At 35.4% G+C, this 14043-nt stretch carries 16 protein-coding genes and 1 riboswitch; of the genes, 2 read left to right on the top strand and 14 right to left on the bottom strand.

Features of this window, described 5'->3' with window-relative positions:
- Positions 1-24: 24 nt before the first annotated feature.
- From AC1RO3_RS01755 to AC1RO3_RS01705, 11 genes are all read right to left on the bottom strand, one after another.
- Complete coding sequence (locus AC1RO3_RS01755) at positions 25-525, bottom strand: QueT transporter family protein (RefSeq protein WP_481760856.1); 501 nt, start codon at positions 523-525, stop codon at positions 25-27.
- A gap of 9 nt (positions 526-534) precedes the next feature.
- Positions 535-579: riboswitch (PreQ1 riboswitch) on the bottom strand.
- Positions 580-596: 17 nt separating this feature from the next.
- Positions 597-968 (bottom strand): type II toxin-antitoxin system PemK/MazF family toxin, encoded by a 372-nt coding sequence (locus AC1RO3_RS01750; RefSeq protein ID WP_409021588.1) that lies wholly within the window; start codon positions 966-968, stop codon positions 597-599.
- 14 nt (positions 969-982) lie between these two features.
- A complete protein-coding gene (locus tag AC1RO3_RS01745; RefSeq protein ID WP_481760857.1) occupies positions 983-1216 on the bottom strand; it encodes a hypothetical protein in 234 nt (77 codons plus the stop codon).
- Between the two features lie 65 nt (positions 1217-1281).
- Positions 1282-2403, bottom strand: a complete 1122-nt coding sequence (gene alr, locus AC1RO3_RS01740; RefSeq protein ID WP_481760858.1) for an alanine racemase — start codon at positions 2401-2403, stop codon at positions 1282-1284.
- Between the two features lie 2 nt (positions 2404-2405).
- On the bottom strand, positions 2406-2774 hold the full coding sequence (acpS, locus tag AC1RO3_RS01735; RefSeq protein ID WP_481760859.1) for a holo-ACP synthase: 369 nt from the start codon (positions 2772-2774) through the stop codon (positions 2406-2408).
- Positions 2775-2935: 161 nt separating this feature from the next.
- Positions 2936-4546 (bottom strand): degradosome RNA helicase CshA, encoded by a 1611-nt coding sequence (gene cshA / locus AC1RO3_RS01730; RefSeq protein WP_481760860.1) that lies wholly within the window; start codon positions 4544-4546, stop codon positions 2936-2938.
- A 162-nt stretch (positions 4547-4708) separates the two neighbouring features.
- Positions 4709-6085 carry a UDP-N-acetylmuramoyl-tripeptide--D-alanyl-D-alanine ligase gene (locus AC1RO3_RS01725; RefSeq protein WP_481760861.1) on the bottom strand — a complete coding sequence of 459 codons (1377 nt, stop codon included), beginning with the start codon at positions 6083-6085 and terminating at the stop codon, positions 4709-4711.
- Positions 6086-6119: 34 nt separating this feature from the next.
- Entirely contained in the window at positions 6120-7193 is a 1074-nt protein-coding gene (locus AC1RO3_RS01720) for a D-alanine--D-alanine ligase family protein (RefSeq protein ID WP_481760862.1), read from the bottom strand.
- 94 nt (positions 7194-7287) lie between these two features.
- Positions 7288-8076: a hypothetical protein gene (locus AC1RO3_RS01715; RefSeq protein WP_481760863.1), complete on the bottom strand. Its 789-nt coding sequence runs from the start codon at positions 8074-8076 to the stop codon at positions 7288-7290.
- 28 nt (positions 8077-8104) lie between these two features.
- Positions 8105-8998: a zinc metalloprotease HtpX gene (gene htpX / locus AC1RO3_RS01710; RefSeq protein WP_409021596.1), complete on the bottom strand. Its 894-nt coding sequence runs from the start codon at positions 8996-8998 to the stop codon at positions 8105-8107.
- Between the two features lie 18 nt (positions 8999-9016).
- Positions 9017-9574, bottom strand: coding sequence for a LemA family protein (locus AC1RO3_RS01705; protein ID WP_409021597.1), 558 nt, complete (start codon positions 9572-9574; stop codon positions 9017-9019).
- Between the two features lie 189 nt (positions 9575-9763).
- Between AC1RO3_RS01705 and AC1RO3_RS01700 the strand changes: the two genes are divergently transcribed.
- Entirely contained in the window at positions 9764-10228 is a 465-nt protein-coding gene (locus tag AC1RO3_RS01700; protein ID WP_481760864.1) for a low molecular weight protein-tyrosine-phosphatase, read from the top strand.
- Positions 10229-10268: 40 nt separating this feature from the next.
- Here AC1RO3_RS01700 and AC1RO3_RS01695 read toward each other — a convergent pair whose 3' ends face one another.
- Complete coding sequence (locus AC1RO3_RS01695) at positions 10269-10979, bottom strand: class A sortase (RefSeq protein ID WP_481760865.1); 711 nt, start codon at positions 10977-10979, stop codon at positions 10269-10271.
- 107 nt (positions 10980-11086) lie between these two features.
- On the opposite strand from AC1RO3_RS01695, the gene AC1RO3_RS01690 reads away from it, so the two are divergent.
- Positions 11087-12322 carry a multidrug efflux MFS transporter gene (locus AC1RO3_RS01690; RefSeq protein ID WP_481760866.1) on the top strand — a complete coding sequence of 412 codons (1236 nt, stop codon included), beginning with the start codon at positions 11087-11089 and terminating at the stop codon, positions 12320-12322.
- An 85-nt stretch (positions 12323-12407) separates the two neighbouring features.
- Here the strand turns inward: AC1RO3_RS01690 and AC1RO3_RS01685 are convergent, their stop codons facing one another.
- Together AC1RO3_RS01685 and rho are read right to left on the bottom strand one after the other, a co-directional pair.
- The gene (locus AC1RO3_RS01685; RefSeq protein WP_409021601.1) at positions 12408-12671 is read right to left on the bottom strand and encodes a type B 50S ribosomal protein L31; all 264 of its coding nucleotides are present in this window, start codon (positions 12669-12671) and stop codon (positions 12408-12410) included.
- A 106-nt stretch (positions 12672-12777) separates the two neighbouring features.
- Positions 12778-14043, bottom strand: a complete 1266-nt coding sequence (gene rho, locus AC1RO3_RS01680; protein WP_409021602.1) for a transcription termination factor Rho — start codon at positions 14041-14043, stop codon at positions 12778-12780.

The raw sequence follows: 14043 nt of genomic DNA, 5'->3' as shown, positions 1-14043 counted from the left end.
ACAGACCCTTTCGGGTCTGTTTTTTTAATGCATTCTTTTATCAAAGTGAATAGCACGATCTAAAACGAGCATTATTGGTGCTGTAATTGTCATTATTACAAATTCAGATAATGCTGTTGTACCGTAAGTAGGCCAGAACGGTAAGCTCGCTGTAATGTTCAACATAATAGCGATTAAAAACATGGTAAATGAGAAAACCATAATATTTAAAAGCATTTTTTGCCACATTTTCTTAAACTTAGGACTAACAAAAATCACAATTAAAAGACCCATGATTGTTTGTACGCCCCCAAAAAGAACATCTAACGGACTGCTGTAAAAGAGATTAAATAAGATAACCCCTAATGAAACACCCCAGATATATTTCTTATTGAAAAGTACTAAGTGATTCAATCCTTCTGATAGTCGAAATTGAATAGCACCACTAGCCATGTTCACCATTCCTGGAACAACTGCCAATACGATATAAAGTGCAGCGATTAAACCATTAATGATTACCTGGTTTACACGATTATTTTTTGTCATTATTAATAGACTCCCTTAGTTTTTTAGCGTGGGATGGTTACGAACCACGTTTTTTTATGTCTTTTTACTGTTTATTTTTCTTTATGTATTGCTGAAACAAGTCCAACACTCATTCTAAGCGCATCATCAACCTCAAGCATACTTTTTTTCGATACATGCGTGATACGATCTTTTAGACGTTGCTTATCAATTGTGCGAATTTGCTCCATTAGTATAACTGAATCTTTTTCAATACCATCTCTACTTGCTAAAAGTCCAACATGTGTTGGCATTTTAGGCTTCTGGATGCGCGCCGTAATGGCGGCAACGATGACTGTCGGACTATAACGATTCCCAATATTGTTTTGGATAATGAGAACAGGTCTCATACCGCCTTGTTCAGAACCAATAACGGGCGATAAATCTGCATAGAATATATCACCACGTATGATACTTTCAACCATCTTATCCCAACTCTCTACATAATTTGAAGGTGCAATAACACTTCATCTTCAGATCCTTTAAAATCATTACAGATTTCACTATTCAATTGTCCCATTTCTGAGTAGCCATCAATTAACTCATCCATCATTTTTTTATGACTTAAAATAGAGTTAAATATTTCGCTATCCTTCAACGCTTCATTGGTAATCGAATAATATGCACAGTAATCGGCTATATGACTCATTGCTACTTTCTCATTTTTATCCATCTGCACTTCCCCCATAGAATTACACTCTACAGATAGTTTACCATAGCAAACTAAGCAAATAAATACTAATTTAGGTAGACATGTGGTACTCGTCCTGAAAGTGCACAGATTATTTCATAATGAATTGTTTCAGCGTACGTTGCAACATCCTGTGCTGTAATCATTTCATCGCCATCTTGGCCTATTAGAGTTACTTTTGTATCATTTGGCATTTCATGTGGCAATCTAATCATTAATTGATCCATGCAAACTCGACCAATTATTTCGCAAAATTGACCGTCGACTAATAGTTTAAAGCCTTGCATCTTTCGGGGCATACCATCTGCATACCCAATTGGTACTGTACCAACCCATTCATTTTCTTGAGCTTGATATGTAATACCGTAACCAACTGAATCACCTGCATGGATTTCTTTCACATAACTTAATTCAGATGTTAATCCAAATGCTGGTTTTAACGCATAAGGTAGTTCTAATTCACCACCAGATGGATTTAAACCATACATTGAAATGCCCATCCGAATCATATTACCGTTGCAAGCAGAGTGCCATAAGCTCGTTGCAGAATTAGAAACGTGTACATAACGAGGTCTATCAGAAACTACTGACATCAATTCATTAAATTTTGACATTTGTTTTTTAAAATACGAATCATTAGGAGAGTCTGCTGTCGCAAAGTGAGTAAAAACCCCTTCAAAGTTTAATGTATTTTGATGACTTCCAAGGAAATTAATTGCCTCTAAAAACGGTTCTGCTTCTCTAAAACCAATACGACCCATTCCTGTATCCAATGCTAAATGAACGGCCAAAGGCGCTAATTTTTCTTCACTCAGTAACTTATTAGCTTCTTGTAACCAGCCAAGTTCTGAAACAGTTACAGATATTTTGCTTTTTGCCAGTAACGGTGCATATTCAACTTTCGTTAATCCCAGAATCAAGATAGTTTCAACAAACCCGGCTTCTCGTAACGCTAATGCCTCATCAATTATTGCCACACAAAAACCTTTTACACCAGCATCTTTTGCAACTTTAGCTACTTCAATCAATCCATGACCATACGCATCAGCTTTAACAACAGCAAAAATAACCGTCTCATCTGTTAATGTCTTTTTTTCAGCTGTGATATTTGCCTTAATAGCTGCCCTATCTACCACGATTTGGGTTGGACGATGATAACCTACAACCATTTTTACATCCCCTTTTCTTGATTTTCTAAAATAACTTCAGTCATAACTAAATTGTTCGTATGAGAAATTGAAATAAAGCCATTACCCTCAAAAGGGTGCTGCGTAATTATCGGTTTACCAATTTCATTATTTAATATTTCAACATCTAAAAAGCCAACTTTATCCCCTATTCCCGTTCCAAAAGCCTTACTGTATGCCTCTTTGGCGGAAAATCTTCCAGCAATAAATTCGTCTTTATGACTACCTTTTAATTCATCAAATTGTTTAATTTCATTTGTTGTGAGAATCTTTGTTATAAATTCTTCATGTTGTTTTGCCAACTTTACTACTCGATCAATATCGGCAATATCAACACCAATTCCATAAATCATATTATCACCTATTTCTTTTCATTGATATCCTTGTTAAGTTTATCAAATTTATTCATTTTCTGCACTAAAATCGTTTATATTTTACCTATCAATATTGTAAGAATAGCAATTTTAAACAAAAAAAGAGACCTAAATTAATAGGTCTCTTTTCAATATTCAAATTAATCTTTTGTTCTGATTGTGAAGTTACGTTTTGGTGCGCTACTTCCGTTTGAACGGTTGTCATTTGAACGATTATCGCTTGAGCGGTTACCTTTGTAACCTCCGCCACCATTACCATTGCTACGGCGATCGCTACTTCCGTTACGACGATCTGAACTTCCACCGTTACTACGGTTTCCGCCACCATTACGGTTGCCTTGGTAACCACCACCGTTGCCACCACGACGATTTCCACCGCCATTGCCGCTACGACGGTTGTTTCCGCCACCACCGCCACCCCCCTTACGTCTAGGTAATGGGCGTTCTGGTGTAATCTTAACAGGTACTTGTGATGAATCATTTTTAATAACATCACTAAGTAATGCTGCAACTAAATCAGCAACTTCAAACTTAGCCATTAATTCAGTAGCTTGTTTTGCATATTTTTTAGTATCAGTTTTGTTAACTAAGGCAGTAACGTCAGCGATTGCTGTTTCAATTTGACCAGCAAATGCTTCATCATCTGTAGGTGGTGTTAAAGCCACCATACGTTTCTTAGTTAATTTTTCGATTTGACGTAAGTAATCCATTTCATTTGGTGAAACAAATGTCAATGAAGTTCCTTTATGTCCGGCACGGCCTGTACGGCCAATACGATGGACATAACTTTCAGGATCTTGAGGAATATCATAGTTAAAGACATGGGTAACCCCAGAAATATCTAAACCACGAGCAGCAACATCAGTTGCAACTAAAATATCAAGTTTACCTGATTTAAATTCACGTAAAATACTCATACGACGTTGTTGTGATAAATCACCATGGATTCCTTTAGCGTTGTATCCGCGCATTTCAAATCCTTTAGCTAATTCGTCAACACGACGTTTTGTACGACCAAACACGATTGTTTGTGTTGGGTTTTGAGCATCATACATACGTGTCATGATATCAAATTTTTCGAAATCTTTTGAGATTACGTAGAATTGATCAACTAAGTCAGTTGTTAATTCTTTTGCCTTAACAGTTACCAAAGTTGGATCTGTCATAAATCTTTCACCAATACGGCGAATAGCAGTTGGCATTGTTGCAGAGAATAACAATGTTTGACGTTCGTCAGGAACAGTTGTTAAGATGCTTTCGATATCTTCAACGAATCCCATATCTAACATTTCATCAGCTTCATCTAAAACCAAAGTTTTAACATTACCTAATTTAACGGTGCGACGACGAATATGATCTAATAAACGTCCTGGTGTTCCAACTAAAATTTGAGGTGCGCGATTAAGACTCTTGATTTGACGACGAATATCAGACCCACCATAAACAACTTGAACTTTAGCATGTTTTTCTTTACCTAAACGGTAAAGTTCTTCTTGCGTTTGAATAGCAAGTTCACGTGTTGGTGAGATGATAAGTGCTTGAACTTCATCTTTTGTTGTATCAATTGTATCTAAGATTGGTAAACCAAATGCAGCAGTTTTACCAGTACCTGTTTGTGCTTGTCCAATAACATCTTTTCCTTCTAAAGCCATTGGAATTGTTTCAGATTGGATAGGTGTTGCTTCTTCAAAACCGCTGCGTTGAACGGCCTTTAGTAGTTCATCGGATAGTCCTAATTCTGTAAATTTCAAGTATAAATTCCTCCTAATGTGTTTGCAAACTAACATGCTTCACAACACAGTTAAGAGTTCGTCGTCAATTACTGTCTTGTAAAGTTAAATTAATTTAAGTCTGACCCTTCATGAGTCACTATTTAAACTATAATAGCACCTTAAATAATATTAAGCAACTCTCTAATTACTTTGTAAAGCCGATAAAACGGTTTCTAAATGAACGCCATGGCTTCCTTTAATCAAAATAGAATCTTTTTCAGTACGTATTTTTAATAAATCTTCAACCATAGCTTCTTTTTCATCTAAATCATAATAATGAAGATGTTGATCATCATACTTTGATTTTAATGCTGTTGCTAAAGATTTTATTTGTTCTCCGTAAAGATAAACGCTTTGAATTTTTTCATTATCAAAACTATCAGCCAAGCTGAGATGCATATCGCTAGATTGCTCACCTAATTCAAGCATATCACCCAAAACAACCATTCGATTACCTTCAACATCGCTGTTTGAGAATGCTTTGATAACAGCTTTTGCAGCTGTCGGATTTGAATTATAGACATCACTTAAAATTGACTCGCCCAAATGACCTCTAAGCCACTCTGTCCGATTCTTCGTTAAATCAAAATCACTAAGCGCCTTTACAATATTTTTAGGTGACACACGATAATGACGACCAACTGAGATAGCAGCCATCGCATTATCTACGTTATATGTGCCAATCATTGGAATTGTAAAATTAAAATCAGCCATTTCTCTCACTTTAAAGCTAGTCATTGTTTGATTGCCGACAACATTTGAAACACTCAAGTCAGCACTTTCACCATGACCGAAGCCAAATGATTGCTGTTCAATATTGGAAACACGTTCTCTTAATAACGGTTCATCTGCATTATAAACCAACAAGCCGTCTTCTTTCAGCCCATTCACAATTTCCATTTTTGCATCCGCAATTTTATCTCGCGTACCAAAAAATTCGATATGTGCTTCGCCAATCATCGTAATAACAGCGACATCAGGTTGTGCAATTCGACTTAAAAAGTCTAACTCACCAGGATGATCCATCCCCATTTCGACAACAACAACTTCCGTATTAGGTTCTATACTTAATAAAGTCATCGGTACGCCTAAATGATTATTGAAATTCGCTTCCGTTTTACAAACATTATATTGCTGACTTAAAATTTCTGTAATCATATCTTTAGTTGTCGTTTTACCGTTACTACCAGTAACTGCGACAACTTTAGGATTAATTTTATCCAAGTAATGTTTTGCTAAATCTTGGTAAGCCATTAATGTGTCATCTACTAAGATAGCTGGGATTTTCGTTGGCATTGTATCTTGATGGTCAACTGCCCATAAAGTCGCTGTTGCACCATTATCAATCGCACTTTGGATATAATCATGACCGTCATTTTCTGCCACAATAGGTACAAATAAACTGCCTTCCGTTAGTTGTCGACTATCAAATGAAACACTCGATATATTAATTGGTTCATCAGTAATTTCGTTCTTGGCGCTAACTGCGCTCGCAATTTCAGTTAATTGCATTTTCATTATATAAACCCTCGCATTCATATGACCATTAAATCTATTGTTTACTATTATTTGCCTGATTTTTTTTCAATGCTAATTGTAATAATTCTTCAATTAAATCACTGTAACTCAGCCCAACGGCTTCCCACAATCTTGGATACATTGCATTTTTATAAAATCCTGGCATTGTTGTAATCTCATTTAAATAAATATCTTGGTTAGCGCTAATTAAAAAATCACACCTAGCAAGCCCTGATCCATCAATAACCGCAAAAGCTGTTTTAGAAAAACCAACTATCTTATCCAATAATTCCTCATCGAGTTCAACTGGAATTCTGGCTTCGTGATCTTCCTTCATTGCAAGTTTACGATCATAGACGTCATCAAACGACAAAATTTCTCCTGGTACACTTGTTGCGATTTCTTCGTTACCTAATAATCCAATTTCAATTTCACGTGCTACAATGCCTCGTTCTACAATCACTCGAGGACCAAGTTCAAAAGCATTATCAATTGCATATTGTAATTCAACACTATTATTCACCTGTGTAACACCGATTCCTGAACCCAAATTAGATGGTTTCACATACATTGGATAAAGTAATTCGCCCTCACATCTGGCAATCACACTTGCAGTGTTATTTTCCCAAGACTGTGAGTCAATCGCTTGGAATGGTACAACCGGAATTCCGGCTTGTTTAAAGAGTAATTTACTCATTATTTTATCATTACCGACAGCCGATGCTAGTACACTGTTACCAACATAGGGGATATTCAACGTTTCAAGTAGTCCTTGGACAGTTCCATCTTCACCATTTGGGCCATGTAAGACAGGAAAAACCACACTATCTTCAGGGTCAAATCCATTTGGCAAAAATTTTATTCCAGTTGAATTTTCATGATTATTCGTTGCTTGTCCTTTTTCATCTGTTTCTCTAAGTCTTAAATTATCAACAAATTTAACTGGTTCGTTAAGCGTCTGACCTTGCAGCCAATTCCCCGTTTTCGTAATATAAACTGGAATTACCGAATAGTATTGGTAATATATCGCTTGTGTTATTTGAAAAGCAGTTGAAAGTGAGATCTCATGTTCTGCACTTTTACCACCATAGAGTAAATAAACTCGCATTCGTATTGCCCTCCATTTTTTGCACGTCCTATTGTACCATTCTTTTTAAATTCAACAAAAATAAAAAAAGATAACATAATAATACGTTATCTTTTTAGAATATAATACTGTCTTCAAAAGCAGATTTGTTAGAAACTTCGATAAACCATTCTTGATCTACAAATCGATACTCCAAATTAGCAACTAACTTGGCACTTTCTGTCTCCAATGTTGGCTCATGCCACTTCATCTGAGAAACGTTATCTATCATAATATAGACAGGTAATATTAACTTCGTATTATTAATTGTGATCCTTGAAAAATCTAATATTACACCTTCAACAAATAATGGCATTAATTCTTCAACAATTTTTTTAGGTATCTTTTTCAACGTCATAGGACGTCGTCTAAACAGACCATTTTTTTCACGATACGATTGATTCGCATGTCTAATAATTGATTTAGAAAAAACATTATAAAATTGCGTTAAATAACGATAGTAGATTTTTAATGCATCATTTGGTAACGTTAAAAAAACGTAGTCATTCTGCAATTTATAGTAAAAAGGTGATTGAATATGAGAAAATGCATGTCCCAAATATAAGAATTCTGCTACTTCTCTTGGTGTTATTAATTCTAAATCATCTTGACTATCGAAATCAATCCAACTTTGCTTTAACCCAACAGTCTTTTTATTCAAATAACGTGCAGTATCTTCTTCCCCGGTTACCGTGTTAAATCCTGTTGCGATGTCAATTTCATTTTCATAATCCACTGGGTTTAACGATAAAATATTAGTTGGTAATCTGGGAATGCTTGTTATGAAATCTTCTTTGGAAATCCCATATGATAAAATCAAATGAGAAACCGTTTCAACATGAACGTAGACTAAATTGTCTCTCACCACTATCATCCCCATTTTATAAAATAGTTTACATTGCTTCTAATCTTTCAATTCTATCTTCCATCGGTGGATGTGTTTGAAATAATCCAGTTGTTTTTTTCTTCAATGGATTTGAAATATAAAGTGCCGCACTACTTGGATCGGCACGTTCCATTGGTTTACTATCAGAAATTTTTTCCAACGCATGGATTAGTCCTTGCGGATTACGCGTTAATTCAACAGCAGAAGCATCAGCCAAATATTCTCTGTTTCGAGAAAGTGCAAGCTGAGCAATTGTTGCTGCAATTGGTCCTAAAATAACCAATAATAATGATAAAATCATCAAAATAATTTCTAATGATCCGCCACCTTCTCGATCATCACTTCGACGGCGACCTCCGCCCCACCAAAATGAGTTCATTCCAATATTTACTAATAATGAAATTGCTGCCGATAATGCTAATGCAATTGTTGATAATCGAATATCGTAGTTGCGTACATGCGAAATTTCATGCGCCATAACGCCTTCTAATTCTTCACGATTTAATCGATTGATTAAGCCACTTGTTGCAGCAACTGCCGCGTGTTCTGGATTATTTCCCGTTGCAAACGCATTAGGACTATCATCTTCAATAATAAACACTTTTGGCATTGGAACTTGGCCCACAATCGCCATATCTTCAACAACATGCCATAATTCAGGTGCATCATCGACTGATTTTATTTCAGTTGCATGATTCATACTCATGACAACGCTAGTTGATTGTGAAATCATCAATCCCATATAAACAACTGCAATGACAACAGCCATAAGTAGTCCAGAAACAGCACTATTGAAAAAAACATAGCCAACGGCACTACCAATCGCAACCATCAATAAAACAAAACCAATTAAAACATAAACTGTTTTGCGCTTATTTCGCGCGATTTGATCATATAGCATTAGTTATCTCCTAACTGTTTAATCAAATGAAACGTTGGGTACAGCTTTTTCAGCTTCAGGGACTTCAAGATATTCTACTTTTGTAAAATGATGAATTCCGGCAACAATGTTACTTGGAAATGATTGAATTTTTGCATTTAAACTTGCAGCAGTTGAGTTAAATAGTTGACGTGAATAAGAAATTTTATTTTCTGTATTTGATAGTTCTTCCATTAACTTAGTGAATTCTGTGTTAGCTTTTAAATCTGGGTAACTTTCAGATAACGCAAAAATACTTTTCAATGATTGACTCAATTGATTAGAAACTTCCATTGTTGTTTCATGTGCATCCGTTGGTACTTGTGTTAATTGATTACGTAATTCAACTACTTTAGCAAATGTTTCTTTTTCGTGAGTTGCATATCCCTTAACAGTTGAAACTAAGTTAGGAATTAAATCATTACGACGTTTTAATTGGACGTCAATTTGACTCCATGATTCCTCAGTCCGGATTTTTGCTTTTACTAAACCATTGTAGCCGCTAATGTACATAATAACTAAAAGTACTACGATAACTCCGATAATAATCATTGCCATAATTTTCAGTCTCCTCTTTAAATATAAAGTGTCTTATTTTAGTTTCTATTCTTAATTATCATACCAAAGTTAGACCCTTTTAGAAAGCAATTAAGCTAACGGTTACACCAATTTATCTAACTAGTTTTAATAATGTGATTATTATGGCATAATAGCATTATTAAGAAATTTGTAAAGGGGATTATTAACATGAATGTATTATTTGTATGTATGGGAAATATTTGCCGATCACCAATGGCTGAAGCAATGTTACGAGACGATTTAGCTAAGTTAAACCTTTCTGACCAAGTAACTGTTGATTCTGCTGGCACAAGTTCTTCACAAGAAGGAAATGGCGCCCATGAAGGGACTATTACTAAACTTGTTGAACATCAGATTCCAACAGATGGCTTAATCTCACGTCCGGTTAGTTACTTAGATTTCATTAATAGTGATTTAATTATTGCAATGGATGATATCAATGTTGAGCGTCTTGAAAAAGCTGCACCTGCATCTAAAAAAGAAAAAATCGTTAACTTCCTTTCAATTGTTCCCGGTAAAGAAAAAGAATCTGTTCCTGATCCATGGATTACTGGTGACTTTGACGAAACTTATAACTTAATTAGTCTTGGAATGCCTTACTGGATTGATTATATTAAAGCACAAATTAAATAATAAAAATGACCACAAATTTTAAAATTTGTGGTCATTTTTATTATTTATTATTATGAATCATTTTAAAATACTTTTGAACTGTTTTTGGTGCAGCATTGTATGTCCAATCTTTAACATACTCACCTTGGACCATCAAACGTCCGGCACCCGTATCATCACAAGTAATTAATGTGACTAATTTTTCTCCGGGTACATCATCAATAACTTGAACGTCTGTTGCTTTGATATATTTCATTTTAGATGTTTCATACTCATAAATCTTTTTAGCATCTGTTAAATAGATTTTTTGGCCAATTTTCATGCTAACTAATGGACTAAACAATAAATCCTTTCGAATCATATGATGTCCAGCAAGTGCATAATTACCCTCGCCCATTTTTTGGTTTTCCTTTAAAGTTCCAGCAGCAAGTGCCAAGGTATCAGTGCTAACGCCTTTAGCAATCGGCAAGTTCATTGAGACATCCGGAATACTAATTTCTCCAAGTAAAACCAAATTTTTTTCATTTGCTTTTGCTTTCACGACATCTGCCGTATTCAAACTCTTAACTTCACTAAAATCAAAGGATGCTTTTTTATTTTTATTTTTATCGACTAATTCTGAATTAATGGTTGGGTCTGTTAGTCCAACAATAAAGTTTTTAATTTGTTCATTGAATACTAGCGAAAGCCCCACCAATAACAATAGTATTAATAATATAGTTGTTAGCCATTTTTTCCAACGACTTTTTTTAGCTGCTTTATTTTTTTCCATTAATAACCCCCACTTTCGCTTAACAACTATTTTACCATATAACTTTTATCCTTGTTTAGTGTTATGATTATAATTATCAAAAAATATCTTTAGGGGGACTGTTTAATTTGTTGACTTCACTAAAATCAACATTTTTTCGTTCTAGACAACCTTGGGAACAAAATTTATTTGTTTTATGGTTTGGTACGTTCATGGCTGGCGTGGCATTTAGTTTAATTATGCCATTTATGTCACTTTATATTGATACGTTAGGTGACTTCACCAAAACCGAATTAAATTTTTATAGCGGCATTACCTATTCATCTACATTTTTAATTACCGCCATTGTTTCCCCACTATGGGGTCGTTTAGCTGATCGAAAAGGTCGTAAATTAATGATTTTAAGAGCTTCATTCGGAATGGCCATTGTTTTAGGCCTGATGGGGCTTGTCAGTAACGTTTACCAATTAATTGCGTTACGTTTATTACAAGGTGTCTTTTCTGGTTATATTAGTAACTCACAGGCACTGATTGCAACAGAGACACCCAAGCGGCAAAGTGGTAAAGCACTCGGTATTTTAGTTACCGGTAGTGTTACTGGTACTTTATTTGGACCACTAATCGGTGGCGCAATAGCTGGGGTCTTCGGCTATCGTATTACCTTCTTCATTACTGCTGCGATTTTGCTAATTGTTTTCTTACTTAGTTATTTCTTTGTACATGAACATTTTACGCCTGTTGAAAAAGGTGAAATGCAAACGTCAAAAGAAATCTTCAAGAAATTACATCATCCTAAATTAATTATCGGGATGTTTGTCACTACCTTAATCATTCAAGCATCAAATTATTCCATTAGTCCTATTCTAAGCTTATACGTTCGAGAACTCTTACATAACGTTGGAAATGTTACCTTTATCAGTGGGTGTGTGGCTTCTATTCCAGGAATAGCAACGCTAATTGCTGCGCCTCGCTTAGGAGTACTAGGCGATAAAATTGGAACAGAACGTATTTTAAAAATTGCACTTACTGTCGCAATTTTCATTTTTATTCCAATGGCATTAGTGACTAATGTTTGGCAACTTGGCGGCTTACGTTTCTTAATTGGGATTACGGATGCCGCAATGTTACCTGCAGTTCAAACAATTCTAACAAAAAATACACCGGCAGAATTCACAGGTCGAGTGTTCAGTTACAATCAATCATTCCAAGCCATGGGATCAGTCGTTGGTCCTATGATTGGCTCTACCGTTTCTGGCGTATTCGATTACAAAGGTGTCTTTATTTCTACCGCTATTTTAGTTGGTATTAATCTCATCTGGGTTCTCTACGTCACAAAAGGGATGTATTCACGAAAAGCTGAATAGTAACGTTCAATCTAGTTGAACGTTACTATTTTTTTGTATAAAAAAAGGAAGAAGCTTATTGGCTTCTTCCTTTTCGAAATAGTTCTTATTTTGCAGCGTTTGCGTCTGTAAGACCATATTTCTTGTTGAAACGATCCACACGGCCATCGGCTTGAGTGAATTTTTGACGTCCAGTATAGAATGGATGTGAATCCGATGAAATTTCGACACGAATCAATGGGTATGATTTGCCATCTTCCATTTCAATTGTTTCTTCTGAATGTTTTGTTGAACCTGAGATAAATTTGTAACCTGAAGTAGTATCCATAAATACAACTTCATGGTAATCTGGATGGATTTCTTTTTTCATAAGTAAGTATTCTCCTTTGCCCTAATCCATCTGCTGAATTAGAGTTATTCTTTATATTACAACATGCACAATCTTATCACGAATTAACTCGTTTTACAATTAAATTTTATTTACTTGTTTTTGTTAACTCTTTTAAAAATTCAGCATTATTTTTTGTTTTCTTCATTTTTTGGATAACACGTTCCGTAGCACCTAGTGAATCGCCTGTCATCATCTTTCGAATCTGCCATAGTTCTTCAATTGTTTGCTTAGATAATAATAATTCTTCTTTACGTGTACTTGATTTTTTTAAATCGACAGCAGGGAAGATACGGCGTTCAGCAAGCTCTCTTGAGAGTTGTAATTCCATATTACCGGTTCCTTTGAACTCTTCATAAATCACATCATCCATTCGGCTACCCGTATCAACCAAAGCAGTTCCTAATATTGTCAGGCTTCCACCTTCTTCAATATTACGTGCAGCACCAAAGAATTTTTTAGGTCGATAAAATGCTGCTGGATCAATCCCACCTGATAACGTCCGTCCGCTTGGCGGAATCGTTAAATTATACGCTCTAGCCAAGCGAGTAACTGAATCCATTAAAATAACAACATCTTGCTTATCTTCAACTAATCGCATTGCACGTTCTAAAACAAGTTCAGAAACACGCGCATGGTTCTCTGGTTGTTGATCGAATGTTGACGATACAACATCACCTTTAATTGATCGTTCTAAATCAGTCACTTCTTCAGGTCGTTCATCAATTAATAGTACGATTAATTTTACATCGGGATGATTTTCTGCGATTCCTTGAGCAATCTCTTTAAGTAAAGTTGTTTTCCCAGCTTTAGGTGGTGCCACGATTAAACCACGTTGACCAAATCCAATAGGAGCAAATAAATCAGTTAATCTCGTTGAAAGATTTTGACTAGTTGTTTCTAAAGTTAATTGTCGATTAGGATATAAGGGCGTCAGTGCAGGAAAATGTGGACGTTCCTTTGCTTCTTCTGGATTTTTACCATTAACTGTATCAACGTGCATTAACCCATAATAACGTTCATTAGGCTTTGGTGGTCGTGCTTTACCTCCGACTAAATCCCCATTTCTTAAATTAAATCGCTTAATTTGTGAGGCAGAAATATAAATGTCCTCTTGTGATGGGCCGTAGTTAATTGGACGCAAAAAACCGAATCCATCCTGATTGGGAACAATGTCTAAGACACCTTCCATCAAAATGAATCCTTGTTGTTTTGCTTGAGCCCTTAGAATTGCCAAAGACAATTCTTTTTTATTCATTTGGCTATAATATTGTATTTTATATTCTTGGGCATAGCCATAAATTTCTTTAAGCGTCTTGTCTTTTAATTCACCCATCGTTAAGAAGTCGCTCAT

The sequence above is a fragment of the Dellaglioa sp. CoH-57-MRSF-19 genome (assembly GCF_056781975.1).
The sequence above is the reverse complement of the archived record's forward strand: the minus strand, read 5'-3'. Positions and strand labels throughout refer to the sequence as shown.

Excerpts from the sequence above, each read along its gene's own strand:
- AC1RO3_RS01755 (WP_481760856.1), bottom strand. The coding sequence starts at position 525 with ATGACAAAAAATAATCGTGTAAACCAGGTAATCATTAATGGTTTAATC.
- AC1RO3_RS01750 (WP_409021588.1), bottom strand. The coding sequence starts at position 968 with ATGGTTGAAAGTATCATACGTGGTGATATATTCTATGCAGATTTATCG.
- AC1RO3_RS01745 (WP_481760857.1), bottom strand. The coding sequence starts at position 1,216 with ATGGATAAAAATGAGAAAGTAGCAATGAGTCATATAGCCGATTACTGT.
- alr (WP_481760858.1), bottom strand. The coding sequence starts at position 2,403 with ATGGTTGTAGGTTATCATCGTCCAACCCAAATCGTGGTAGATAGGGCA.
- acpS (WP_481760859.1), bottom strand. The coding sequence starts at position 2,774 with ATGATTTATGGAATTGGTGTTGATATTGCCGATATTGATCGAGTAGTA.
- AC1RO3_RS01725 (WP_481760861.1), bottom strand. The coding sequence starts at position 6,085 with ATGAAAATGCAATTAACTGAAATTGCGAGCGCAGTTAGCGCCAAGAAC.
- AC1RO3_RS01720 (WP_481760862.1), bottom strand. The coding sequence starts at position 7,193 with ATGCGAGTTTATTTACTCTATGGTGGTAAAAGTGCAGAACATGAGATC.
- htpX (WP_409021596.1), bottom strand. The coding sequence starts at position 8,998 with ATGCTATATGATCAAATCGCGCGAAATAAGCGCAAAACAGTTTATGTT.
- AC1RO3_RS01705 (WP_409021597.1), bottom strand. The coding sequence starts at position 9,574 with ATGGCAATGATTATTATCGGAGTTATCGTAGTACTTTTAGTTATTATG.
- AC1RO3_RS01700 (WP_481760864.1), top strand. The coding sequence starts at position 9,764 with ATGAATGTATTATTTGTATGTATGGGAAATATTTGCCGATCACCAATG.
- AC1RO3_RS01695 (WP_481760865.1), bottom strand. The coding sequence starts at position 10,979 with ATGGAAAAAAATAAAGCAGCTAAAAAAAGTCGTTGGAAAAAATGGCTA.
- AC1RO3_RS01685 (WP_409021601.1), bottom strand. The coding sequence starts at position 12,671 with ATGAAAAAAGAAATCCATCCAGATTACCATGAAGTTGTATTTATGGAT.
- rho (WP_409021602.1), bottom strand. The coding sequence starts at position 14,043 with ATGAGCGACTTCTTAACGATGGGTGAATTAAAAGACAAGACGCTTAAA.